17 protein-coding genes are annotated in these 23,937 nt (G+C 67.6%); 9 read left to right on the top strand and 8 right to left on the bottom strand.

The features are described 5' to 3' along the window. The first annotated feature begins 5 nt into the window (after positions 1-5). Both KME82_RS23695 and KME82_RS23690 read left to right on the top strand, forming a co-directional pair. A complete protein-coding gene (locus KME82_RS23695) occupies positions 6-3,749 on the top strand; it encodes a hypothetical protein (RefSeq protein WP_215496204.1) in 3,744 nt (1,247 codons plus the stop codon). Positions 3,750-4,015: 266 nt separating this feature from the next. Further along, positions 4,016-4,231 carry a transcriptional regulator gene (locus KME82_RS23690; protein WP_036110112.1) on the top strand — a complete coding sequence of 72 codons (216 nt, stop codon included), beginning with the start codon at positions 4,016-4,018 and terminating at the stop codon, positions 4,229-4,231. A gap of 407 nt (positions 4,232-4,638) precedes the next feature. Here the strand turns inward: KME82_RS23690 and KME82_RS23685 are convergent, their stop codons facing one another. Continuing rightward, positions 4,639-5,502 (bottom strand): LysR family transcriptional regulator, encoded by an 864-nt coding sequence (locus KME82_RS23685; protein ID WP_215496203.1) that lies wholly within the window; start codon positions 5,500-5,502, stop codon positions 4,639-4,641. 131 nt (positions 5,503-5,633) lie between these two features. Here KME82_RS23685 and KME82_RS23680 point away from each other — a divergent pair, with 131 nt between their 5' ends. Continuing rightward, positions 5,634-6,044, top strand: a complete 411-nt coding sequence (locus KME82_RS23680; RefSeq protein ID WP_215496202.1) for a tautomerase family protein — start codon at positions 5,634-5,636, stop codon at positions 6,042-6,044. A 270-nt stretch (positions 6,045-6,314) separates the two neighbouring features. Here the strand turns inward: KME82_RS23680 and gcvA are convergent, their stop codons facing one another. Next, positions 6,315-7,211, bottom strand: coding sequence for a transcriptional regulator GcvA (gcvA, locus tag KME82_RS23675; RefSeq protein ID WP_215496201.1), 897 nt, complete (start codon positions 7,209-7,211; stop codon positions 6,315-6,317). Positions 7,212-7,382: 171 nt separating this feature from the next. Here gcvA and KME82_RS23670 point away from each other — a divergent pair, with 171 nt between their 5' ends. From KME82_RS23670 to KME82_RS23655, 4 genes are all read left to right on the top strand, one after another. Continuing rightward, positions 7,383-8,075, top strand: a complete 693-nt coding sequence (locus KME82_RS23670; RefSeq protein ID WP_215496200.1) for an FMN-dependent NADH-azoreductase — start codon at positions 7,383-7,385, stop codon at positions 8,073-8,075. Positions 8,076-8,250: 175 nt separating this feature from the next. Beyond that, complete coding sequence (locus tag KME82_RS23665; RefSeq protein WP_215499185.1) at positions 8,251-9,027, top strand: HipA family kinase; 777 nt, start codon at positions 8,251-8,253, stop codon at positions 9,025-9,027. Continuing rightward, a complete protein-coding gene (locus KME82_RS23660; RefSeq protein ID WP_215496199.1) occupies positions 9,005-9,406 on the top strand; it encodes a DUF3037 domain-containing protein in 402 nt (133 codons plus the stop codon). Before KME82_RS23665 ends, KME82_RS23660 begins: the two co-directional genes overlap by 23 nt. A 264-nt stretch (positions 9,407-9,670) precedes the next feature. Then, positions 9,671-10,567: an EcsC family protein gene (locus tag KME82_RS23655; protein ID WP_215496198.1), complete on the top strand. Its 897-nt coding sequence runs from the start codon at positions 9,671-9,673 to the stop codon at positions 10,565-10,567. Between the two features lie 30 nt (positions 10,568-10,597). Here KME82_RS23655 and KME82_RS27285 read toward each other — a convergent pair whose 3' ends face one another. From KME82_RS27285 to KME82_RS23645, 3 genes are all read right to left on the bottom strand, one after another. Next, the gene (locus KME82_RS27285) at positions 10,598-10,822 is read right to left on the bottom strand and encodes a hypothetical protein (RefSeq protein WP_430538867.1); all 225 of its coding nucleotides are present in this window, start codon (positions 10,820-10,822) and stop codon (positions 10,598-10,600) included. An 87-nt stretch (positions 10,823-10,909) separates the two neighbouring features. Further along, positions 10,910-12,232 carry a sensor histidine kinase gene (locus tag KME82_RS23650; RefSeq protein ID WP_215496197.1) on the bottom strand — a complete coding sequence of 441 codons (1,323 nt, stop codon included), beginning with the start codon at positions 12,230-12,232 and terminating at the stop codon, positions 10,910-10,912. Further along, positions 12,216-12,926 carry a response regulator transcription factor gene (locus tag KME82_RS23645; RefSeq protein WP_215496196.1) on the bottom strand — a complete coding sequence of 237 codons (711 nt, stop codon included), beginning with the start codon at positions 12,924-12,926 and terminating at the stop codon, positions 12,216-12,218. Before KME82_RS23645 ends, KME82_RS23650 begins: the two co-directional genes overlap by 17 nt. Positions 12,927-13,295: 369 nt before the next feature. Here KME82_RS23645 and KME82_RS23640 point away from each other — a divergent pair, with 369 nt between their 5' ends. Together KME82_RS23640 and KME82_RS23635 are read left to right on the top strand one after the other, a co-directional pair. Then, the gene (locus tag KME82_RS23640; protein WP_252255503.1) at positions 13,296-14,096 is read left to right on the top strand and encodes a phosphatase PAP2 family protein; all 801 of its coding nucleotides are present in this window, start codon (positions 13,296-13,298) and stop codon (positions 14,094-14,096) included. Continuing rightward, complete coding sequence (locus KME82_RS23635) at positions 14,093-15,766, top strand: phosphoethanolamine transferase (protein ID WP_215496195.1); 1,674 nt, start codon at positions 14,093-14,095, stop codon at positions 15,764-15,766. Before KME82_RS23640 ends, KME82_RS23635 begins: the two co-directional genes overlap by 4 nt. A gap of 277 nt (positions 15,767-16,043) precedes the next feature. Here the strand turns inward: KME82_RS23635 and KME82_RS23630 are convergent, their stop codons facing one another. The 3 genes from KME82_RS23630 to KME82_RS23620 form a co-directional block, all read right to left on the bottom strand. Beyond that, the gene (locus KME82_RS23630) at positions 16,044-17,315 is read right to left on the bottom strand and encodes a patatin-like phospholipase family protein (protein WP_215496194.1); all 1,272 of its coding nucleotides are present in this window, start codon (positions 17,313-17,315) and stop codon (positions 16,044-16,046) included. 425 nt (positions 17,316-17,740) lie between these two features. Beyond that, on the bottom strand, positions 17,741-19,135 hold the full coding sequence (locus tag KME82_RS23625; RefSeq protein WP_215496193.1) for a glycosyltransferase: 1,395 nt from the start codon (positions 19,133-19,135) through the stop codon (positions 17,741-17,743). 31 nt (positions 19,136-19,166) lie between these two features. Then, positions 19,167-23,183, bottom strand: coding sequence for a non-ribosomal peptide synthetase (locus KME82_RS23620; RefSeq protein ID WP_215496192.1), 4,017 nt, complete (start codon positions 23,181-23,183; stop codon positions 19,167-19,169). Positions 23,184-23,937 lie beyond the last annotated feature (754 nt).

Here is a 23,937-nt window from a genome sequence, read left to right as displayed (position 1 = left end):
CTGCCATGAAAATGAAACTGCTCGATTACACCCTCATCTGCATCCTCAGCGGTCTGGTCAAGGTCGCCGGCGCGCAAACCGCGCCGCCGGCGACCCCGCCGGCCGCGGCGCCGGACAAGGCGCAGGACAGCGGCGAGGTCGAGTGCAACGCCGCCGGTTGCGACAGCGATCAAGGCGTGCTGTTCGAACTGCGCACGCGCGGCAAGCGTCAGCCGGTCACCCAAGGCACCAGCGAACGGTCTTCGTCGGAAACGTTGCAACCCGACCGCCGGGTCACGATCGAAGCCGAGGACAGCAACTCGACCTGGCAGCAGACGCCGGTGCCGGGCAAGGCGGTGGTGGTCGGCAAATGGTCGATGCAACTGCCCGGCGGCGGCGTGATCTGGGCGACCGAGGATCCCAACCTCGGCCGTCCGGAAATGACCGTGTCGGCGCCGTCGCTGGTCGCCTTCGACGGCAGCAGGATCGTCAAGCCGGTGCGCTTCTATGCGTACAACAACTACGCCGCGTTCATCAAACGCGCGGAGGTGCTGATCTACCGCGCAAGCGATTCCGACCTAGTCAGCCCGATCGCGACGGTGCCGATGCCGCTGGCGTCGGTCAGCGACGTCGAATGGGACGGCGCCTTGCCGGCCGAACTCAGGCTGCGCGCGGACGACGAACTGATCTACATCGTCCGTGCCTACGGCGAGGACGGCAGCTTCGACGAGACCTTCCCGCGGCGGATACAACTGGTCCGGCCCGAAGAGGCCGAACGCGGCGCGCAGATCCTGCGCGATGCCACCCAGAAGCAATTCGGCGCCTCGCTGAGCGTGCAGGACGCCGAACAGCGCAGCCAGATCGACAGCATCTTCGGCCAGGACAACCTGCGCCAGCAGAACATCCCGATCTACGGCTCGCGCGTGCGCCTGCAGGGGCGCAACATCCCCGACGGCATGTCGATCAAGATCAACGGCCGCATGCATCCGGTCGATCTGGAGCGCAAGCTGGTCGCCGAGTACCTCGTGCCGGTCGGCCAGCATCGGTTCGATATCGAAGTCGGCGGCCGCAAGGACGAACCGGCCCTGCACCACGCGATCGACGTCGACGTCACCGGCCGTTATCTGTTCGCGGTGGCGATGGCCGATGTCACCGTGTCGGGCAACAGCGCGTCGGGTTCGGTCGAACCGGTGACGCCGGACGATCGCTACGACGACAACTTCCTGATCGATGGGCGCCTGGCGTTTTATTTGAAGGGCAAGGTCAAAGGCAAGTACCTCGTTACCGCCCAGGCCGACACCCAGGAACGCGAGATCAGCGAGCTGTTCAACGGCTTCTGGAACGCCGACCCGCAGGACGTGTTCCGCCGCCTCGACCCGGACCAGTATTACCCGGTGTATGGCGACGATTCGGTGACCTACCGCGACGTCGACACCATGGGACGGCTGTACCTGCGCGTGGACTGGGACAAGAACCAGGCGCTGTGGGGCAACTTCAACACCGGCATCACCGGCACCGAATACGCCCAGTACAACCGTTCGCTGTACGGCGGCGCGCTCGATTGGCGCAGCCGCCGCACCACCGCGATCGGCGAAGCCGGCTCGCAGCTGCGCGTGTTCGGCTCGCAGGCGCAGACCGCGCCGGGCCACACCGAATTGCTCGGCACCGGTGCGCGCCTGTACTACCTCAAGCACGGCGACGTGTTGCCGGGCTCGGAGAAACTCACCGTCGAGGTGCGAGACCCCACCACCGGCCGGGTCGAGAACCGCGTCGATCTGGTGCGCGGCGCCGATTACGAAATCGACGAGCTGCAGGGCCGCATCCTGCTCGACAAGCCGCTGTCGCAAGTGTCGCGCGAAGGCCTGCGCACGCTCACCCACGACACCCCGCTCGACGGCTATCAGCAGATCCTGCTGGTCGATTACGAATACGTGCCCGACGGCTTCGACGCCGACGACATGGCGACCGGTTTCCGCGGCAAGCACTGGTTCGGCGATCACGTCGCGGTGGGCGGCACCTACATCGACGAAAAGCGCTCGGGCGAGGACTACCGCCTCAAGGGCGCCGACCTCACCCTGCAGGCCGGCCGCGGCACCTACCTCAAGCTCGAACAGACCCAGACCCAGGCGACCAGCGCGCCGGTGTTCTTCTCCGACAACGGCGGCTTGAGCTTCACCGAGCTCAACTCCGGCCTCAAGGACCGCGAAGGCAAGGCGCGCTCGGTCGAGGCGCGGGCCAACCTGCGCGAACTGGGTTGGACGCAAAGCGACTGGACCGTGGGTTCGTGGTGGCGCAAGGTCGACGCGGGTTATTCGATTTCGCGTTACGACACCGGCGAGCCGATCGAAGAGCGCGGCTTCGAGTTCAACGGCGAACTCACTCCGGCGCTGCGCCTGTTCGGTCGCTACAGCGTGGCCGAACGCGGCAAGGAGTCGTTGACCCAGGCCCAGCTGACCGGCGAATGGCGTCTCAGCGACGACATCAGCGTCAGCGGCGAAGTGCGACGGGTGCAGGAGCAGCGCCTGGGCGGCAGCGCCAACGGCACCTTGGCCGCGCTCGAGTACCGTCAGCAGATCGGCGCCCAGCTGGAGCTGTTCGGCACCGCGCAGGTCACCGTCGACGACGACCACGGCAAGTACGCCGACAACGACGCCTTGAGCGTCGGCGCCAAGTACCTGTTCGGCGAACTGTCCAGCGTCGGCGCCGAACTCACCACCGGCGACCGCGGCGACGCGGCCAAGGTCAACGCCGAATACCGCCTCGCGCCCGATCACAGCCTGTACGGCAGCTACACCTATTCGACCGACACCACCGAGCACGACCCGCTGTTCAACGACCGCCTCAACAGCGGCTGGACCCTGGGTCAACGCTGGCGCCTGTCGAACCAGGTCAACTTGTTCAACGAAAGCCAGTTCCTCAAGGCGCCCAACGAATCCGGCCTGGCCCACACCTACGGCATGGACTTCTATCCCGGCGAAGGCTGGAACCTGGGTTTCACCTTGCAGGAGGCGACGCTCGACCGGGCCGCCGAACTCGGCCAGGTCAATCGCCGCGCGGTCAGCCTCAGCGGCGGACGCAATTCGGTCGATACCCAATGGTCGAGCAAGCTCGAATGGCGGCGCGACAGCGGCGCGGAACGGCGCGAGCAGTGGACCTCGAGCAACCGTTTCCTGCACAAGCTCAACGACAGCTTCCGCATCGCCGGGCGGCTGAATTATTCGCGCACACGCGACCAGATCAACCGCGACGCCGGCGCCAAGTTCGTCGAAAGCAACGTCGGCTTCTCGTGGCGGCCCTACAACGACACGCGCTGGGCGCTGCTGGGCAAGTACACCTTCCTGTACGACGTTTCGGCGCTGGAGCAGGTCGGCCCCAACATCTCCGATTACGATCAGCGCAGCCAGGTGCTGGCGTTCGAAGGCATCTACCACCCGAACCATCGCTGGGAATTCGCCGGCAAGCTGGCGCGGCGGGTGGGCGAAGTGCGCTTCGGCCGCCTGCAGGGCGAGTGGGCCGATTCCTCGACCACCTTCGCCGCGGTGCAGACGCGCTACGAGTTCAAGGAAGTCTGGCACGGCCTGGCCGAATACCGCTGGCTGGACGTCAAGGACGGCGGCCAGAAACAGGGCGCGCTGATCGGCATCGATCGCGACGTCGGCAAGAACTTCCGCGTCGGCGTGGGCTACAACTTCACTCAATTCAGCGACGACCTGACCAATTTCGATTACGACCATCGCGGCTGGTTTCTCAACATGGTCGGGAGCTACTGATGCGTCGGTCCGCGGGTCCAGCGTCGCTGGCTCGCGGCGATGCCGATTTTCCGGAAGCGGCCGCTCGTCGGCCGTGGACGTGTGGGCCTTTGCGCCCACGATGCGGATGGGCTCTCCGGTGACACACGGCGAGCGCGTGCGTATGGCAAGTGCGACACCCTGCAGGGAAGACAAGCAAGAGAACAGGAGCGACAAGTCGATACCTTCGGTCGCGCCAGGCAAGGCCGCGACTTATGGCCAATTCAGCTAAACAACGAGGTGTACCAATGAAAGAGACCCGGCGCCGTATGACCCTTAATCTGGCAGGCAGCGAGATGCAATTTCTCGAAGAGCTGTGTGTGCGCAAGGGCGTCAGCAAGACCGCGGCCATCCGCCAGGCGCTGCGCCTGTACCAGGTGGTCGAGGATCGTGCCGACAAGGGCAAGAAGATGTTTTTCGTCGACAACAGCACCAAGGAGCGTTCCGAGCTGATGTTGTTGTGACCTGCATGACCTGACTATGGCCCCGCCGCATTCCGGAAGATGCGGCGGCATTGCATGACAGCTTCAGGCCCGATCGCTACCCATCGAATCAGGCTCGATCATCGCAATCGAGCCGGCGATGGCCGACAACGAACGACGATGCGCCGTGCGGCCGCGATGCGGCCCGGCCCGTGCGAGCGGGTTGCGGCAAGTGAATTACGATGGATCGGTTCCGATGAGCCGGTCGAAAAGAGCCGACTCCGAGGCGCCGGTTGGCGCCGCAAACAGGGCATCGTCGGCTGCCGCGCGTGTCCGCTTATCGATGGATTCGTCTGGAAACATCAAGCGTGCGAGCGCCGCGCCGGCCCGCGCATTACGCTTGATTGCGCGCCTGCTCGGCAGGGGTTCGTCGCCACGCGCGATCGCAGCTAGCGAAAGAATGCCCGCAGTACCGCGTCGGCTTCGCGCAAGCCCGACGCCGCGTCGTCGGGCGGCGGCAACAGCACGAAGCGGCAGCTCGGCAAGCTGGGCAGGCGCGTGGAGCGCGCGATCGCCAGTCCCGGCGCGATCGCCGAGGTGTTGAGGCAGCCCAGACCCAGCCCGGCGCGCAAGGCCGCCTGCACGCCGGCGACGCCGCTGCCGACATGCGCGATCCGGTAGTCGACCCGCTGCTGCTGCAAACGCCGCACCGCGATCTGGTGCAGGCTGCAACTGGCCGGCAGCAGGATCAGCGGCAGTTCGGATTCGCCGCGAAGGTCCAGGCCGGGCGCGGCGACCCAGGCTAGCGGTTCGCGCCGCAGCACGTCGGCGCGGTTGCGCTGGCGCGCCTGCGCGGGTGTTTCCAGGTCCATGGTCAGGGCCAGATCGAAGCCGCCTTCGGCATGCGTGCGCGCGAGCGTCGCGCTCTGGCCCATCGTCACCTGCAGCTGCAACTGTGGGCAGTGGCGGGCGAGGTGGCCGAGCAGGGCGGCGATTTCGTCGGGCCGGAAATAATCGCTGATCGCCAGCCGCACCTGGGTGCGGTGCAATTCGCGGCGTACGTCGTGCAGCGCCAGTTCGCCGAGCGCGAGCATCTGCCGCGCATGCCCGAGCAGGCGTTCCCCCGCCGGAGTCGGCACGACGCCGTTGCGCGAGCGCAGCAGCAGCGGCACGCCGGCCGATTGTTCGAGCTTCTGGATCTGCTCGCTGATCGCCGACTGCGAGCGGAACACCTGGCCGGCGCCGCCGGAAATGCTGCCGGCGTCGGCGACCGCGACCAGGGCGCGGAGCTGTTCGAGATCGAGGCTGCGCATGGATGCTCCGTCTATCGGTTCGGCCGATGGATGAGGTCATATATTCCCGCTATTCCGATGGTCGACGCAAGCCTAGTCTGGGCCTGCATCCCGGGGCCGAGTCATGCCGGCCCGCCTCAGAGCCCGCCGCCATGCCGCACCTGAACCTGCAACTGTCCGGATCGCCGGACCCCGACCTCAGCCGCCGCGCCGCGGCCTTGATCGCCGACCTCACCGTCGAGGTGCTCGGCAAGCCGCGCGAGTTGATCGCGATCGCGATCCATTACGTCGACCGCGCGCATTGGTTCATCGATGGACGCTCGCTGGCCGACTGGGGCCGCGATGCGTTTCACCTCGACATCAGCATCACCGACGAAACCAACACCAAGGGCGAGAAGGCGCGTTATCTGCAGCAAGTGCACGCGCAACTATCGGCGCTGATCGGCGAGGTGCATGAGACCTCGTATATCCATGTGATCGATGCGCGGGCGGCGGCTTACGGCTATGGCGGGTTGACTCAGGAGCGGCGCTATCAGCTCGCCCAGTCGAGTGCGAAGGGTTGATCGAGCCAGTCTCCGAGTTCTGCCTGACCCTTGTGATCGACCCGATGCCCGAGGTTTTTTGTGGGAGGGGCTTCAGCCCCGATGCTTTCCGATCAGACGCTGCGATCTGAAAAAAAGCATCGGGGCTGAGGCCCCTCCCACGGAGACCTCGCGAGATCGACTATGTCCGCGGCTATTGGCTGGCAAATTCGTTTCAGATCGCCGCGCCGGATCGGACAGCATCGTGGCTCAAGCCCCTCCCACAAAATACCTCGCGACATTCGCGGCGCATCAAACCGAATCCCCCAGCGCCACCTGCGCCCGCAACCAATCGCGCAAGGCCCGCACCTGCGGGCTGGGATTCGCATCGGCATGCACGAACCAGTGCGGGTGCCCCTGCAACGCCGGCCCGAACGGCTGCACCAGCGTGCCCGCGGCAAGGTCATCGGCGACCAGGGTCAGGCTCAGCAAGGCCACGCCGTGGCCGGCGATCGCCGACTGGATCGCGTGGCTTTCGTCGGTGAAGCGCAGCCCGGCGTCGACATCGAGCCCGTCCAGCCCGGCCTGCAGGCACCAGCCGCGCCAGGTCGGCGAATCCTGGGTCGGGTGCCGCCACTCCGAATGCAGCAGGGTATGCCGGCGCAGATCGTCGGGGCCGCGCAGGTCCAGTCGCGGGCTGCACACCGGCGCGAAGCGGTTGTCGATCAAGGCTTCGGCGACCAGGCCCGGATACGGGCCGCGGCCGTAGCGGATCGCCGCGTCGGCGACGCCGCCGTGCAGGTCAACCGCATCGTCGGAGGCGTGCAGGCGCAGGTCCAGGTCCGGATACGCGGCGTGGAACGAGGCCACCCGCGGCACCAGCCATTTCGCGGTGAACGACAAGGTCGCCGAGATCGTCAGCGCCTGCCGCCGCGGGCGCGCGGTCAGTTCGGCGATGGCCTGCGCGAAGGCGTCGAAGCCGTCGCGCAGCACCGGGTACAGCCGCTCGGCCTCGGCGGTCGGCCGTACCCGCCGGGTCTCGCGTTCGAACAGGCGCAGGCCGAGCTGCGCTTCCAGCGCGCGGATCTGGTGGCTGATCGCGGTCGGGGTGACCGACAACTCCTCGGCGGCGCGCTTGAAGCTGCGCAGCCGGGCCGCGGCCTCGAAGGCGCGCAGGGTGCCTAGCGGGGGCAGGCGGCGTCCGCTCATGGATGAAATTCACTCATGCGTTGGCTGAGAAATCGGAGTTTGTCGGCCCGCGCAGCCGGATACAACATGCATCCATGCCCGCCATTGCCGTTCTGACGGCAATTGCACCTCATCCGTTGCCGCTCAAGCGGCAATCAGACCTCATCGATCACCGCCTCGGAACCCATCCCCATGACCCGCCTCCTGCACATCGACGCCAGCGCCCGCCTGCACGGCTCGGACAGCCACGCCCACGGCTCGCACAGCCGCCGCCTGAGCCAGCGTTTCGTCCGCCGCTGGCGCGAACTCAACCCCGCCGACGAGATTGTCGTGCGCGACGTCGGCCTCGCCCCGCCGACCCCGGTCAGCGACCGCTGGATCCATGCCGCCTTCACCCCGCCGGCCCGGCGCGAGCCGTGGATGGCGCAGGTGCTGGCCGAAAGCGACGCGCTGGTCGACGAGCTGCTGGCCGCCGACCTGATCGTCGCCGGCGTGCCGATGTACAACTTCGGCGTGCCCGCGCCGTTCAAGGCCTGGATCGACAACGTGGTGCGGGTCGGCCGCACCTTCGGCTTCGACCGCCAGCGCGAGGGCGAGCCGTACTGGCCGATGCTCGGCGACGCCGGCAAGACCCTGGTGCTGCTCAGCTCGCGCGGCGATTACGGCTACGGCGCCGGCGAACGCCTGGCCCACATCAACCATGTCGAACCGGCGGTGCTGACGCCGATGCGTTACCTCGGCATCACCGACAGCCACGGCGCGGCGGTGGAGTACGACGAATTCGGCGGCGAGGATCTGCGCGTCTCGATCGAGCGCGCCGAAGCGCAGGTGGACGGCCTGGTGCGGCGGCTCAGCCACGAACGCGCTGCGCGGGCCGCCGCATGATCGATCCCGCGCGATCGGCTCACCCATGATCCACGCCGGCGCGATCCGCGCGCGACGGCGCGCAACGGCCGGCCCGGGCTTGGACTTTTCACCGCCCGGACCTAAGGTGGGCGACCGGATCGCGTCGCCCGCCGCGATCGCCGTCGTGCGAGAACCGATCGATGACACCGCCGTGCTGAGAACCGTGTGCGCCACCCGTTACGTCACCCCGCTGCGCGAAGGCGGCTCGCTGCCGGCCGTGGTCGAGGCCGACGACGACGGTTTGTACGTGATGAAATTCCGCGGCGCCGGCCAGGGCCGCAAGGCGTTGATCGCCGAGATCATCGGCGGCGAACTCGCACGTCGGCTCGGCCTGCCGGTGCCCGAGATCGTGCTGATCGAACTCGACCCCGACATGGCGCGCACCGAACCCGACCCGGAAATCCAGCACCTGATCCGCGAAAGCGCGGGCCTCAATCTCGCCCTCGATTATCTGCCCGGCTCGGTCAACTACGACCCGCTGGTGGATCGGCCGAGCGCGGAACTGGCTTCGCGCATCGTCTGGTTCGACGCGTTCGTGACCAACGTTGACCGCACCGCGCGCAACACCAACATGCTGCTGTGGCACCGTCGCCTGACCCTGATCGATCACGGCGCGGCGCTGTACTTCCATCACAACTGGGCCGGTGCGGCCGATGCCGCGGCGAGCCGCTTCGCGCCGATCAAGGACCACGTGCTGCTGTCGCTGGCCGACCAACTCATGCAGGCCGACGAGGCACTGGCCGCGCAGATCACTCCAGATCTGGTGCAAGCCATCGTAGAACTGATTCCCGACAGCTGGCTGATCGACGAACCCGGCTTCAGCGACGCGCACGAACACCGCCGCGCCTATGCCGACTACCTCAACCGCCGCGCCCGCGCGCCGCGTGCTTTCGTCGAGGAGGCGCTGCATGCCCGTTCGCTCCAGCTATGACTATGCAGTGATCCGCGTGGTGCCGCGGGTCGAGCGCGAGGAATTCGTCAACGTCGGCGTGCTGGTCTCGTGTCCGCAGGCCACGTTGCTGGTCGCCGGCATCGAGCTCGATCCACAGCGGTTGCTCGCGCTCGATCCCCATGTCGACATCGACGCGGTGCGCCTGCACTTGCAGGCGATCGAGAAGATCTGCGAAGGCGGCGTTGATTCCGGTCCAATCGGCCAGTTGCCGCCGCGCGCGCGCTTCCATTGGCTGACCGCCAAGCGCAGCTCGATCATCCAGCTTTCGCCGGTGCATACCGGACGCTGCCTGCAGGCCGATGCGATCGTCGAGCATCTGCTGGAACGGATGGTGCGGGTGGCCAAGCCGCGCGATTGAGGGACGCGATTGCACGGCACGGCTGAAGAATGCGATCGCGTGGCGTAATCGAGCAGCGCGACCCGGTGGTCTGATCGATCGGGAGAGCCCGAATACGACGGCAGGCTCACGCCGCCGTCTGAGGCCGCGCCCGACACGTTGCGCCGTGAACCGAACGGGCGGGCGTGGCCGCGTCGACCTTGCCGTACCCGGCCATCGTCCCTATGTTTCACAGGTCCAGGCCGCCCGGCCGCGGCAGCGTGCGGCAGGAGCGAGCGAAGCGACATGAGCCAAAGCGATCCGATCGAGCAGGGACCGAACCTTTTCGACGATGCGCGCGACGCATCCGACCTCAAGCGCGCGGTCGCGCTGCTGGAAACCCCGTCGCTGACCGCGCGCATGGCCGCGCTGGCCGGGGCGCCGATCGAATTCGGCATGTCCAAGCTGCCCAAGTTCGCTCACCGCGGCATTCAGAAGACCGTGCACGCGGCCTTGCACAAGGCCGCCTCGGCGGCGTTGTGGACGGTCAAGGACGTGCCGAACAAGGGCTCGTCGACCAAGACCCACAAACTCGCCGCCGCGGCTTCGGGCGTGGCCGGCGGCATGTTCGGCGCGCTCGGCTTGACCCTGGAGCTGCCGGTCACCACCGTGATCATGATGCGTTCGGTCGCCGACATCGCCCGCAGCGAGGGCTTCTCGGTATCCGAGCCGTGGGTGCAGGCGGCCTGTGTCGAGGTGTTCGCGTTCGGCGGCAACAGCAAGGACGACGATGCGTCGGAGTCGGGGTATTACGCCTCGCGCGGCGTGCTGTCGGAGTTGACCAAGAACGCCACCCGCGAGCTGGTGCATCTGGCCGGGCATCGCGGCGCGCACCAGGTCACTCATGCCTATGCCAAGAAGCAGGGCGCGGCGTGGATGGCCAAGCTGATCGACGCGGTGGCCACGCGCTTCGGCGTGATCATCACCGAGAAGACCGCCGCGCAGCTGGTGCCGGTGATCGGCGCGGCGACCGCGGCGACGATGAATGTGCTGTTCACCAATCACTATCAGGACATGGCGCGCGGGCATTTCATCGTCAAGCGGCTGGAGCGCAAGTACGGCGCGCAGGTGGTGGAGCAGGCTTATCGGCGGATCAAGGCGGGCGAGGACGCTTTGCCGGTGTTGGAGCACGGCGGCGAATGACGCGGCGATCTGAGCCAAGAGCGTCGGGGCTCAAGCCCCTCCCACAATAGACTTCGGGCATTCGCGCCCTGACGAAACTTGTCGACACTCGGCAAGCTGATACGCGCATGTCGATATTGCAGCAAGCCGACAAGCGCTGATCGATGCGGCGACGGCTTTTGTGGGAGGGGCTCGAGCCCCGACGCTCTTCGCTCGGATCGCCGCGAATCCAACAGCAGCCTCACTGGCTGCCGCGTAATCGCCGCAACCTGACAGGCGCCGGTCGATGCGGCGACAGCTTTTGTGGGAGGGGCTCGAGCCCCGACGCTCTTCGCTCGGATCGCCGCGAATCCAACAGCAGCCTCACTGGCTGCCGCGCAGCACCAGGGTAGTCCGCGTCCCGCGCTCGGCCTTGTCGAAGCGCAGACGCCAGCCCAGGTGCTCGCACAGGCGCGAGATCAGGTCCAGGCCGATGCCGCCGCCTTCGCGGCCGCCGCGCGCGACCCGGGTGTAGAGCGCGCTGATTTCTTCCGGGGTCATGCCATGGCCCGGGTCTTCGATCACCACGGTGGCTTCCGGTTCCAGGCGTATGAAAATCTCGCCGCGGTCGCTGTTCTCGATCGCGTTGCGCAGCAGGTTGCCGATCGCGGCCTGCACGATCGGCAGCGGCGCGACGATTTCGCAATGGCTCATCGGCGCCAGCACCACGGTCAGGTCCTTGTCGCGGGTCAGGTGGCGATGGTCCTCGATGATTTCCGGCAGCAGCTGATCCAGCGAAAACCGGTCGCTGTTCGCGGTCAGCCGCTTGGGGTCCTTGGCCAGCACCAACAGCAGCGAAATCAGCTGCTCGACATCGCGCGCGGTGCGGTGGATGCGGCCGAGCTGATTGCGCGTGGCCGGCGACAGGTCGGGCTGGTCGAGCGCGATTTCGGTCGAGCCGGCGATCACCGCGATCGGCGTGCGCAGTTCGTGGCTGGCGCTGTCGATGAAGGCGCGTTCGCGCGCGACGAAGCGGTCGTGGCGCTCGACGTAATCGTTGACCGCGTCGGCGATCACGACCAGTTCCGAACTCGCCGACTCCGGCACCTCGATGCGCTGGCCGGCGCGGTCGGGCTGCAAGGTGCCGATGCGCTTGGCCATGTTGCTCAGCGGCCGCACCAGCCGATGCACGCCCCAGCCGATCACCGCGCACAGCAGCAGCAAGGTGGTGATCGCCGAGCCGGCGATGGTCAGGGCGAGATCGAACTCGCGGTGCTCCATGTCGTCGATGTCGAGCGCCAGGGTCAGCCGGCGGCCGTCGACATCGCGCACCAGGGCGACGTGCTCGTTGCCGTTGACCACGATCTCGTCGTGGACGCCCGGGCCGAGCGCGCGCAGTTCCGGCGGCGGCGGGCGGGTGGCGTCGTCGTACAGGTTCAAGGCCGAGGTGTCGGTCCAGCGGTAATCCGGATCCAGGCGGCTGCGCTCGATGAAATGGTCGAGCTCGGTGTCCATCAACGAGGTCCACACCAGGTGCTCGGCGTGTTCGTTGACGATCACGCCCTGCACGACCACCGCGATCGACAGCAGCGCGGTGTAGCCGAACAGGCCGAACAGGATGCGGTTGCGCAGGCTCGAGCGCGGGTTGCGCGCGCTGGGCGTGTCGGCGGTTGCGGTGCTCGCGGTGGAATCAGCCGGCGTCGTCATCGCTCGCATGGTCCGCGGCCGGCGGGATCGCGAGCCGGTAGCCCACGCGCGGCAAGGTCTGGATCAGTTTGATCGGGTAGGGGCCGTCGACCGCGCGGCGCAATTCGTAGATATGCGAACGCAGCATGTCGCCGTCGGGCGGGCTGTCGCCCCACAAGGCGTGTTCCAGGCGCTCGCGGGTGACCGCGCCGGGGCTGGACTGCAGCAACACTTCCAGCAGCTTGCGGCAGGCCGGGTACAGGTGCAGGGCGCGGCCGCCGCGGCTGACTTCCAGGGTGGTCAGGTCGAGCTTGAGGTCGGCGACCTGCAGCACCCGGCTGCGGCCGCGGCCGGCGGCGCGCGCGGCCAGCGCTTCCAGCCGCACTTCCAGCTCGGGCAGGGCGAAGGGCTTGGTCAGGTAGTCGTCGGCGCCGGCGCGGAAGCCGGCGATCTTGTCGGGCAGTTCGTCGCGCGCGGTCAGCATCAACACCGGGACGTCGGAGCCGGCTTCCTCGCGCAGGCTGCGCAGCACTTCGCGCCCGTCCAGGCGCGGCAGCATCCAGTCCAGCACGATCGCGTCGTAGCGCTGGGTCACCGCCAGGTGCAGGCCGGTCGGGCCGTCGGGCGCGGCGTCGAGGGTGTAACCGCGCGCTTCGAAATAATCGAAGAGATTGGCCACCAGGCTGCGGTTGTCTTCCACCACCAACAGGCGCATGCGCCGAGTTCTCCTGCCGCGGGAGCGGCGATTGCGATAGTGCCCCATCTGCGGGGCCGCCGGGGCGCCCACATCGGAACAGTCAGGGAACGGTCCGGGCCGGATGTGGCGTCAAACCAAACTGCCAGCTTGCGATCGCAGCCGTCGGAGCCTTGTCGGAAATTGGCGTGAGTTCAGCCTGGCGAGGCCGATCGCCGCCCACAGCTGAACGAACAGCCTCGTTTTTTGAGCGTGCGGGACGGTTTTAACGAAGCGACAACCCGGCTCCGACCGCTCTCCGACAGCGCGGTTTCGATCATCACGGCATCCGGTTCCACGACGTCCGTGTGTTGCACCGGCCCCCTCGCCGCTTCGAGCCCGCTGCTGTCGATGAACCGTCTCGCTTCCTGGCCCCGCTCGACGGCGGCCACTTCGCCTGCCTTGCCCGGCTTCGCGCCGAGTCTGTCGCCCCGTGTATTCCTGCTTCGCCATGCGTTGTGGCCGCTGCTGGCATGGCTGGCGCTGTCGCTGCTGAGCATGGGCCTAGGCGGCGACTTCTGGCTCGCCGACCGCTTCTACGCCTGGCAGGGCGGGCAGTGGAGCCTGCAGAACGCGTTTCTGACCGAGCACGTGATCCATCGCTTCGGCCGCGACGCCAGCACCGCGGCGTGGATCGGCGTGTTCGCGTTCTGGCTGTTCGCCCGCAGCCGTCCGGCGCTGGCGCCATGGCGCCGGCCGCTCGCCTATCTGCTGCTGTCGACCCTGATCGCGATCGTGCTGGCCTCGGGCCTGAAGTCGCTGACCAATATGGACTGCCCCTGGGACCTGACCCGCTACGGCGGCAGCCGCGAGTTCTTCGGCTTGTTCGACGCGCGGCCGGCCGCGCTCAAGCGCGGCGTGTGCTTCCCCGCCGGCCACGCCAGCGCGGGCTATGCCTGGGTCGCCTTGTATTTCTTCTTCCTGATGGTGCGGCCGCGTCTGCGTTGGGCCGGGCTCGCGACCGGGCTGGGGATCGGCCTGCTGTTCGGGTTCTCGCAGCAGTTGCGCGGCGCGCATTTCCTTTCGCATGACGTGTGGACCCTGGCGATCAGCTGGTTCGTCGCGCTCGCGCTGTATCTGGCGATGGCCCGGCGCGAGGCGCCGGCGGCCGTGCGCGATGCGGTGCCGCTGCTGGGAGGCGCCGGACGATGAACGTCATGGCACGCCCCCAGGTGCGTTGGCCGGCCTGGCTGTCGTATCGGCCCGAACTCGGCGTCGACTTGCTGGTATTGCTGGCCAGCGTGTACTTCGCGGTGTTCGCCAACAACGCGTTCTGGCGCGCGGTCTCGGCGACCGGCGTATTGAGCAGCGCGCACGGCGTCTGGGTCGCGGTCTGCGTGTTCGTGGCGGTGGTGGCGATCACCTTCCTGCTGCTGGGCGTGTTGCTCAATCGATGGACCGCGAAGCCGCTGCTGACGGTGTTGCTGCTGGTCACCGCGGGCGCCGCCTATTTCATGAGCAATTACGGCGTCTACATGGACACCGGCATGATCCGCAACGTGCTGCAGTCCGACACCAAGGAATCGCGCGAGCTGATCACCGGCGGCATGCTGGTGTCGGTGCTGCTGTACGGCCTGCTGCCGGCGGTGCTGCTGTGGCGGGTCAGGCTGAAGACGCGCGCCCTGGGCCGCGCGGTGCTGATCCGCGTGGGCCTGCTGCTCGCCTCGCTGGTGATCGCCGGGCTGGCCCTGCTGGGTTCGTATCAGGACATCTCGGCACTGCTGCGCAACCACAAGGAAATCCGTCATCTGGTCACGCCGGCCAATTACCTGGTCTCGCTGGCCCGGGTCGCGCTGGACGATTCGGCCTCGCGCGTGCGCGGACGCACGCCGATCGGCACCGATGCGCGCGTCGCCGCGCGGCCGGCGGGCAGCAAGCCGCGCCTGCTGGTGATCGTGGTCGGCGAAACCGTGCGCGCGCAGAACTGGGGCTTGAACGGCTATGCGCGCCAGACCACGCCGGAACTGGCGCGGATCGGTCCGATCAATTTCCCCGACATGACCGCGTGCGGCAGTAGCACCGAGGTGTCGGTGCCGTGCATGTTCTCGCCGTACGGCCGCGAGAACTACGACAAGGACCGCATCCAGGGTTCGGAATCGCTGCTCAACGTGCTTGAGTACGCCGGCATCCAGACCTTGTGGCGCGACAACCAGACCGGCTGCAAGAACGTGTGCAAGGGCCTGGCGTTCGAATCGTTCGAACACGGCACCGATCCGAAGTTCTGCACCGCCGAGGGTTGCTTCGACGAAGTCATGCTGCAGGGCCTGCGCGAGCGCATCGACGCCAAGCCCGGCGACGCGGTGGTGATCCTGCATCAGCTCGGCAACCATGGCCCGAGCTATTACCTGCGTTATCCGCCGCGCCTGCGCCGCTACACCCCGACCTGCGAGACCAGCGAACTGGGGCAGTGCAGCCAGGAACAGATCGTCAACGCCTACGACAACGCGGTGCTGGCCACCGACGAATTCCTCGCCCGCACGATCCGTTATCTGGCCCAGGACAACTCGCGCGACACCGCGATGATCTATCTGTCCGATCACGGCGAATCGCTGGGCGAGAACGGCCTGTACCTGCACGGCGTGCCGTACGCGATCGCGCCCAAGACCCAGACCCGGGTGCCGATGGCGATATGGTTCTCGCCGGGCTTCAGCGCCGCGCGCGGGTTGGATCTGCAGTGTCTGCGCAACGAAGCGGCCAAGCCGGCGAGCCAGGACAACCTGTTCCACTCGGTGCTGGGCCTGATGCAGGTCAATACCCGGGTGTATGAGAAGCGCAAGGATCTGTTTGCGCCGTGCCAGCGCGGCGCGGTGGCGCAAGGGTGATTCGCCGAGCTTGCATCAAGTGCGTTATTCGAGATTTGCACTGGGTTTTGTTCGATCCGGTGCGATGATCTGAGAGAAAAGCATCGGGGCTGAAGCCCCTCCCACAAGAGACCTCGCGGCTTTCGTGGTTGGCGTGTGCGACCAGTTGTCGCTTCTACGTCAGACTCTCACGCGAGTCCGTGCAGCACGAAGTCTTTTGTGGGAGGGGCTTGAGCCCCGACGCTTTCCGCTGCGGCGCGATGATCTTGAACAGCAGTGCCGGAACCGAACCCTCGCCTCAACTCGCGCCCCACCAGCGCCGATGCAGCACGCGCCGATGGCTGAAACGCAGCCAGCGCCGCACCTGACTTTCGTTGGATCGCTGCGGATACGGCCACGCCGCGGCCGGCGTGGTCGGCGAGACCCAGTCCTGTTGCCGCCACAACGCGTCGACACAGGCGAAATAGCCGTGGTTGACCAGCACCTCGAACTCCGGGTCGAGGAAGCGATCCAGATCGGTGCGGATCTGCCCGATCACATCGCGCACCAGCGCCGGGCTGTAACCGTCGGCGCCTTCGTCGCGGTCGCCGGTCAGGCCCCAATACACGCCGATCATCGCGCCGCTTCCGGCCTGGCCGAAGAACAGCCGCTTGCGCAGCGCTTCGGCCTGGTTGCTCATCACCTGGGTGTAGCGCATCAGCTTTTGCAGCCACCAGCGCTTGGTTTCGAACACGAACGGGCCGCCCGCGTCGGACACCAGCACTTCGCGATAACGACGCAGGCTCGGCTCGGTGGCGAGGTTGTCATACACGCCGCCGTCGCTGAGTTCGATGCGCGAGCGCAGCAGCGGCGCATCGTCGCCTTGGTAATTGCCGCGCTGATAGTCGCCGGGCGCGGCTTCGAAGCGTACCGGGCCGAACACCGGCGGGAACGACGAGGACGCGGCGACCGCGGCGCTCAGGCGCGTGCGCCGCGCACCGTCGCGCAGGTAGCCGGCGAGGTAGTCGCCGACCCGGCGGCGCGAGAATTCCCAGTTCACCCCGAAGGTCAGGTCGGTGGCGCAGAACACGAACGCCGGCGCGTCGGGCAGATCGTCGAGCGTGCGTTCGCCGAGCGCACAGATGTAGCCGCGTTCGAGCAGGGCGATGCGGTGCGAGGGCGCGAGCCAGTTGTGGGCGAGGGTGGCGAGCACCGGCCAGGTGCGCAGGTCGCGCGCGGCCACCGCGCGGAACGGCTCGACCACGATCGCGCGGAAATCGATGCGATCGCTCCAGGCGGCGAAGGATTCGTCGCTGGAGGTGCGCGTGTCGAGGTAACGGCAGGCCAGCCAGGCCGAGACGATGCTGCCGCCGGACACCGAGCTGAATAACGTGGTGCCGGCGAGCAGGCCGGTTTCGTGCAGCCGCAGCAGCGAGCCCAGGTGGAACAGCGCGGCGCGGTAGCCGCCGCCGGACAGGCACAGCGCGCGGCCTTCGCGTTCGGTCGCGCGGGTGGTGTCGGCGGCCAGTTCGGCGCGCAGCGCCTCGCGGCGGATGCGCAGGCGTTCGAGTTCGACATCGGTGCTTTTCATCGCAGACGCCTCGCGGTTTGCGGCGCGGTGGGGGAGCGCGCTGGCAGCCGGTTATTGTCCGCCAGGGGTGTCGCTGAGGCTGCGATTTCGATGCGTCTTTCCCTCACCCCAACCCCTCTCAGCCCTGCACTCCCTTCGGTCGCCGCAAGCGGGAGAGGGGCTAAAGGGAGTGCGGCGATGTCCCGATTCTCCCTGTAGGAGCGGCGCGAGCCGCGACCGCGTCACACGGCTTGCCGTCGCGCACGGCCAGCGCCGGACGGAATTCGGATTCGTCATTGAAGCGGCGTCGTCAGCCTGGTTTCGCGGTCGCGGCTTGCGCCGCTCCTACAGGAGGCATGACGGGCAAGACGATGTGCTTGCCGCGCTGCGGCCTCTGTCGTGCAAGACAGAGGCCGCAGCGCTCGCGCCCAGGCCGGCGCGGTCGCTCAGGCCACCTGCACCAGCGGCTCGCTGGTTGGCGCGGTTGCCGGCGTCGCCGCCTCGTGGCCGCCGCGCAATGGCGGCAGCAGGCCCCACTCCCCCAAGGTTCGCACCGCGGTCGCGTTGCCGTTCTCGGCGCGGATTTTTTCGCCCAATACGTGCGCGGCGTCGACGCGCTGAGGTTCCAGCGCCTGCGCGATGGCCTGCGCCATCTGCGCCGCGTCGACCGTGCGACGGTCCAGCGCCGGCGGCGCCACGCCCAGTTCGTTCATGCGTCGCGCCCAGAACGGCTGATCGCCGAAGAACGGCACGAACACCGACGGGATGCCGGCGCGCGCGGCGGCCACCGTGGTGCCGGCGCCGCCGTGATGCATCGCCATCGCCATGCGCGGGAACAGCCAGTCGTGCGGCGCGGCTTCGATCACGTAGATCTGATCGTCCATGCGTCCCGGCTCGCGACGCAGACCGCCCCAGCCGGTCGCCAGCACCGCGCGGCGGCCGCTCAGGCGCACCGCGTCGACCACGATGTCGGTGAAGGCTTCGGCGTTGTTGGCCAGCATGCTGCCGAAGCCGATGTAGATGGGTTTCTCGCCTTCGGCCAGAAAGTCGGTCAGCGACTGCGGCGGTTGCCATTCGCCGGCCTGATCGAGGAACCAGCTGCCGGTGACGCAGACCTGTTCGGGCCAGTCGTCTGGCCGCGGCAGGATGTGCCGGCTGTAGCCGTACAACACCCGCATGCGCTCGGGGTCCTTGTCGAAGTACGGGCCGTACCACGGATACAGCGGCAGCCCGAGCTGCGGGCGGATCGCGCCGTTGACCGCCGGCTTGAGCGTGTACCAGGCCAGCAGCTTCATCACCGAGAACAGCCCCATGTTGAGCCAGCCGGGGAATTCGCGCTTGGACCAGAACGACAGCGGCGAGAGTTTGCGCGACGGCGTGAACGGCTGCAGATGCGCTTGCAGGAACGGTACGTTCTCCGCTTCGCCCAGCGCCTTGGCGAGTTGGGTGACGATGCCGGTGCCGATCAGCAGCGCCGCGCCCTTGCACACCGGGCGCGCTTCCTTGGCCCAGGTCGCCGCCCACTCGGCGAATTTCGCCCGAGTGTGCTTGACCAGGAACCAGGGATTGAGCGCCTTGTCGACGGTCTCGGGGTTGTTGGTCAGCAGATCGCTGAAGTCGGCGCTGATCGCGCAGAACTCCAGCCCGGCCTCGCGCACCAGCGGGGCGAAGTTCGCGCTGGTGACGATGCGCACCGGATAACCGGCGCGGTGCAGCGCCTGGCCCAGGCCGATGCACGGGCGCGCGTCGCCCTGGGTGCCAACGGTGAAGATCACGATCGCGCCGGGTTGGACCGGGCCGTCGACGCTGTGGTCGTTGGCGGCCGGGCCGACGGCGGGCATGGCTAAGGTCGGTGCGGACACAGTCGTCTCCTTACGAGTAAGCGGCGATCGCGCGCGGCGCGGCGCCGGGCAGGGCGTTCGGCAACGGCGGCTCCAGGCGTTGCGGCTCGGCCTGCGGCGGTTGCAGGCGCTCGCGCAGCAGGCGGGCGATCTGCGCGGCGGCGCGCGGCTCGAGCATGCTCTGGTGATGGCAGTCGATGTCGTGCACGTCGATGCGTCCGCCGACGAAGGGCTGCCAGGCTTTCGGGTGGTAGTGCAGCAGGCCGTCGAGGTCGACGTGCTCCTTCAGGCGCGCGTTGAAGAACACCACGTCGGCGTCGATCGCGGTGGGCCGGTAGCGTCGCGCGAGCATCAGGTTGTTGCGGGTCACCGCGGCGACGTTCTCGATCAGCCGCGTATCGGCCTTCATGATTTCCTGCACCAGCGGAATCGAGAACACCTCGTACTCCTGGCACAGCAGATCGGCCAGGCTGCGCATGTCCTGCGGCGGGTTCTCGCGCGCGCGCTGGTGGAAGCCGAGGAACTTGAGCACGGCCAGCGCCTGTTGCGCCTCGTTGGCCTCGGCGTTGTCGGCGACGAAGGGATACGAATCCATCATCGCCAGCAGCTCGACCCGCTCGCCGTTCGCCTGCAACTGCGCGGCGATGGCGTGGCCGATCAGCCCGCCCAGCGACCAGCCGAGCAGGCGGTACGGCCCGTACGGCTGCACCTTGCGCATCTGCGCGATGTAGTCGGCGGCGATCTCCTCGATGCTGCCGGGCAACGCGCCGCCGCCGCGCAGTCCGCGCGACTGCAACGCGTACACCGGCATGTCGTCGAGGTGGCGCAGCATGCCGGCGTACGACCAGCTGAAGCCGGTGACCGGATGGATGCAGAACAGCGGCCGGTCGCGTTCGGACGGACGCAGCGACAGCAGGCCGGCGAGCGGGTCGTTCTCGCCGCCGTTGCGTTCCAGATGCGCGGCCAGTCCGGCGATGGTGGAGCCTTCGAACAAGGCGCCCAGCGACAGCTCGCTGCCGAAGTGGCGCGGGAACGCGGCGACCAGTTCGGCGGCGCTGAGCGAATCGCCGCCGAGTTCGAAGAAGTTGTCGTGGATGCCGACCTGCTCCAGGCCGAAGATCTGCTGCCAGATCAACGCGAGCTTGTGCTCGGTCTCGCTGCGCGGCGCCACGTAGCGCGCGCTGCGGCTGCGTTCGGGCGGCGCCAGCGCCTTGCGGTCGAGCTTGCCGCTCGCGCTCAGCGGCAGTGCGGCCAGTTCGCTGTACACGCTCGGCACCATGTAGTCGGGCAGTTTCAGCGCCAGGCGGCGGCGCAGCGCGTCGCTGTCGAGCCGCGCGCCGGGCGCGGGCACCACATACGCGGCGAGCAGGGCGTGACCGGCCGCGTCGGTATGCAGCGCGACCGCGGCTTCGGCGACGCTCGCGTCGGCGCCGAGCAGGGTTTCGATCTCGCCCAGTTCGACCCGGTGGCCGCGGATCTTGACCTGCTGGTCGGCGCGACCGAGGTATTCGATCACCCCGTCGTCGCGCCAGCGCGCCAGGTCGCCGGTGCGGTACATGCGCGCGCCGTCGCCGGCGAAGGGATCGTCGAGGAAACGTTCGGCGGTCAGATCGTCGCGGTTGAGATAGCCCTGGGCCACGCAGGCACCGCCGATGTACAACTCGCCGACGCTGCCGGTCGGCACCGGCTGCCACTGCGAATCGAGCACGTAGGCGCGGGTGTTCAACAGCGGCCGGCCGATCGGCGGCGCGGCGCCGTCGGCGACGTCGAGTGCGCTCAGTTCGATCGCGCTGGCCCACACCGTGGTTTCGGTCGGTCCGTACAGATTGGTGACCCGTGCGGCCGCGGCGATCAGGCGCTGGGCCAGTTCCGGCGGCAACGCTTCGCCGGTCGACAGCGCATGCACGCCGTCCAGGCGCACGTCGGGATTGGCCAGCAGCATGCGCCACAGCGACGGCGTGGCCTGGACGAAATTGAGCGCGTGCTCCGAAATCAGGCGGCCGAGCGCGAGCGGATTGCGGATCACCTCGGCGGTGGTCAGCACGATCCGCGCGCCGACGCTGAGCGGCAGGAACAGCTCGAAACAGGCGATATCGAAAGCGACCGTGGTCTGGGCCAGGAAGCGGTCGGCCGAGGTCGGCGCGAATAGACGCTGAGTCGCGAGCAGGAAGTTGCTCAAGTTGCCCTGACTGACGCGCACACCCTTGGGCCGTCCGGTCGAGCCGGAGGTGTAGATCAGATAGGCGTCGGCCTCGGCGCGGGTGGGCGGCAGCGGCACCGCGGCATCGGCGTCGTAGCGCTCGTCCTGTTCGTGCGCGAACAGCAACGGCACGCCGTGCGCGCCGAACGCGTCGGCGAAATTCGCCGTGGTCAGCAGCAGGCTCGGCGCGGCATCGTCCAGGGTCATCGCGATGCGTTCGATCGGCGCTTCCGGGTCCAGCGGCAGGTAGGCCGCGCCGGCCTTCCACACCGCCAGCAGCGCGGCGATCAGGATTTCGTCGCGCGGCAGCGCGATCGCGACGATCGCGCCGGGTTGCACGCCGCGCGCGATCAGGCGCTGGGCCAGGCGCGTGCTGCCTTCGTCGAGTTCGCGATAGCTCAGGCTGGTGTCGCCGCTGATGACCGCGACCGCATCGGGCGTGCGCGCGGCCTGCTGCTGGAACTGCGCCAGCGCGCTGGCTTCCGGCAACGGCGCGTCGGTGTCGTTCCAGCCCAGCAGCAGACGTTCGCGTTCGTCCTGGCCGAGGATGTCGATCGCCCCTAGCGTGGCGTCGGGATGTTCCAGCACCGCGTCGATCAGGCGCATCAGCCGGCGCAGGTGTTCGTCGAGTTCGGCCGCCGGATACAACGTCGGATTGGCGTCGAAATCGAAGCTCAGCCCGTTGCCGTCGAGGCGGTCGAACACGAACACGGTCAGGTCTTCGGCGGTGCCGTTGTGCAGGTTGCGGCCGCTGGCGCGATGGCCGCCGAAGCTGCCGTAGTCGTAGGGTTCGATGTTGATGCCGAGCCAGGCCATGTGCTGGTCGGTGTTGACCAGGCCCAGGTCGCGGCGCAGGTCTTCGTAACGGTACTGCTGATGACGCAGCGCCGACTTGACCACGCGCGAGACCTGTCCGAACAGCTCGCTCATGCCCATGTCCGGACGCATCGCCAGGCGGATCGCGACCACGTTGGCGACCATGCCCGGAGTGTTGCGCAGCGCGTGATTGACGCGCCCGGTCACCGGCATGCCGAACACCAGGTCGTTGGCGCCGCTGGCGCGGTGGTAATACGCCGCGATCAGCGAGATCAACACCTGCGGCAAACTGACGCCGCAGTCGCGCGCGATCTGCGAAAGCCGTTCGCGCGCATGCTCCGGCACGTGTCCGCTGACCCGGCGCAGGCCGCCGTTGTTGCGCACGCGCCGACGCGCGAGCGTCACCGCTTCGGGCAGGTCGGCGAGTTGTTCCAGCCAATACTCGCGGTCGCGGCGGCAGCGCTCGGACTGGCGATAGCCGGCCTCGGCTTCGACCAGCGAGGCCAGCGTGCCGTAGCTGCAAGGCTCGGGTTCGCGGCCGTCGAGGTAGGCGCAATACAGTTCGTTGATCCGCTTGGCCGACATGCCGCCGCTGAACCCGTCGTAGACGGTGTGATGCGCGCGCTGATACCAGCAGAACAGGTCGTCGGCGAATTTGAACAGCGCGCCGACCCACAGCGGATCGTGGACCAGATCGACCGGCTTGACGATTTCCGCCTGCATCCAGCGCTCGGCCGCGGCGCGCGGATCGGCTTCCTGGCTCACGTCCAGGTAAGGGAAATCGAATTCGTAGTGCTCGCGCACGATCTGATAAGGCAGTCCGCCTTGCTCGACGATGCGCACCCGGGTGGCCTCGGCCTCCTGGGTGAATTGACGCAGCGCGCGCAGGAACAAGGCCGGTTCGATCGGCCCGTGGATCTCCACCGCTTCGGCGATGTTCAACGTGGCTTCGACCGAAGCGAGTTTGTGCCCGACCCACAGGCCGCGCTGGGCGGTGGTGAGGGGCAGGCCGGGGGAATGGAGTTCGTTCATTGCGCTTCCTCTGAGCGACCGTGGGGCCGCACGCCACCGGCGGCCGGCGGACACTGTCCGACGGCACGTGTGTTCGACGCGCGCGAGCCTACGGCCAACTCGTTCTTACGAGTGGCCCCCTCTCCATGTGTCTTGCGATTCAAATACCGCCATGGCCGCGGCGCAGCGCGCCTGGGCATGGCCCTGTCCGTATGCATCCAGCGCGCTTGCGCGCGAACGGCGGGCCTGAGTTCTTATTGGTGTGCTGACGGTCCTGCGTGGTGCGTGCTCGGGGGCGGTGCATCTTCAGAGCGCGGCGTGCAAAAAAGCGGCTCGCTTCCAAAGCGGTGATTTGCAACTGGCTTATCGGCAGTGCCGTACGCCACCTGCGGAATCAATATCCCCGAGCGCTCAGGCCGTGTCCATCGAGATCGGTGAGAGCCGGATCACAAGTCGAGTATTTACGAAGCGTGCGGTGAGAGCCGGATCACAAGACGGATATGTGAAGCTTTTTATACAGCCATCGACTGCGTCGCGGATAATCCGGACAAGCCGTCGTGCGTCGCGTTTTTCCCTGAAAAATCGCGGGTTTCTTCGTGCGCTCGCAAGCACGTTAGAGTTCACGGAATGGTTGTGATGATTTCGGATTTGTTTCCGGCGAACGCCAATCGGTTTTCTCGCGCGCGAATGGATTTGTCTCATGCGAATATCGATCGCCGTCGCAAACGTCGGTGAGCAATGGTGAAAATTTATCGGCGCGGGAAAATCGGTTCGC

It is taken from the genome of Lysobacter capsici (assembly GCF_018732085.1).
In the GTDB taxonomy this organism is placed as follows: Bacteria; Pseudomonadota; Gammaproteobacteria; order Xanthomonadales; family Xanthomonadaceae; genus Lysobacter; species Lysobacter capsici_A.
The sequence above is the reverse complement of the archived record's forward strand: the minus strand, read 5'-3'. Positions and strand labels throughout refer to the sequence as shown.

What these genes read in the sequence shown, in the direction of transcription:
- gcvA (WP_215496201.1), bottom strand. Translation starts at nt 7,211, where the DNA reads ATGAGCGGACGCCGCCTGCCCCCGCTAGGCACCCTGCGCGCCTTCGAG.
- KME82_RS23690 (WP_036110112.1), top strand. Translation starts at nt 4,016, where the DNA reads ATGAAAGAGACCCGGCGCCGTATGACCCTTAATCTGGCAGGCAGCGAG.
- KME82_RS23695 (WP_215496204.1), top strand. Translation starts at nt 6, where the DNA reads ATGAAAATGAAACTGCTCGATTACACCCTCATCTGCATCCTCAGCGGT.
- KME82_RS23635 (WP_215496195.1), top strand. Translation starts at nt 14,093, where the DNA reads ATGAACGTCATGGCACGCCCCCAGGTGCGTTGGCCGGCCTGGCTGTCG.
- KME82_RS23640 (WP_252255503.1), top strand. Translation starts at nt 13,296, where the DNA reads ATGAACCGTCTCGCTTCCTGGCCCCGCTCGACGGCGGCCACTTCGCCT.
- KME82_RS23685 (WP_215496203.1), bottom strand. Translation starts at nt 5,502, where the DNA reads ATGCGCAGCCTCGATCTCGAACAGCTCCGCGCCCTGGTCGCGGTCGCC.
- KME82_RS23620 (WP_215496192.1), bottom strand. Translation starts at nt 23,183, where the DNA reads ATGAACGAACTCCATTCCCCCGGCCTGCCCCTCACCACCGCCCAGCGC.
- KME82_RS23680 (WP_215496202.1), top strand. Translation starts at nt 5,634, where the DNA reads ATGCCGCACCTGAACCTGCAACTGTCCGGATCGCCGGACCCCGACCTC.
- KME82_RS23625 (WP_215496193.1), bottom strand. Translation starts at nt 19,135, where the DNA reads ATGCCCGCCGTCGGCCCGGCCGCCAACGACCACAGCGTCGACGGCCCG.
- KME82_RS23645 (WP_215496196.1), bottom strand. Translation starts at nt 12,926, where the DNA reads ATGCGCCTGTTGGTGGTGGAAGACAACCGCAGCCTGGTGGCCAATCTC.
- KME82_RS23660 (WP_215496199.1), top strand. Translation starts at nt 9,005, where the DNA reads ATGCCCGTTCGCTCCAGCTATGACTATGCAGTGATCCGCGTGGTGCCG.
- KME82_RS23655 (WP_215496198.1), top strand. Translation starts at nt 9,671, where the DNA reads ATGAGCCAAAGCGATCCGATCGAGCAGGGACCGAACCTTTTCGACGAT.
- KME82_RS23630 (WP_215496194.1), bottom strand. Translation starts at nt 17,315, where the DNA reads ATGAAAAGCACCGATGTCGAACTCGAACGCCTGCGCATCCGCCGCGAG.
- KME82_RS23650 (WP_215496197.1), bottom strand. Translation starts at nt 12,232, where the DNA reads ATGACGACGCCGGCTGATTCCACCGCGAGCACCGCAACCGCCGACACG.
- KME82_RS23670 (WP_215496200.1), top strand. Translation starts at nt 7,383, where the DNA reads ATGACCCGCCTCCTGCACATCGACGCCAGCGCCCGCCTGCACGGCTCG.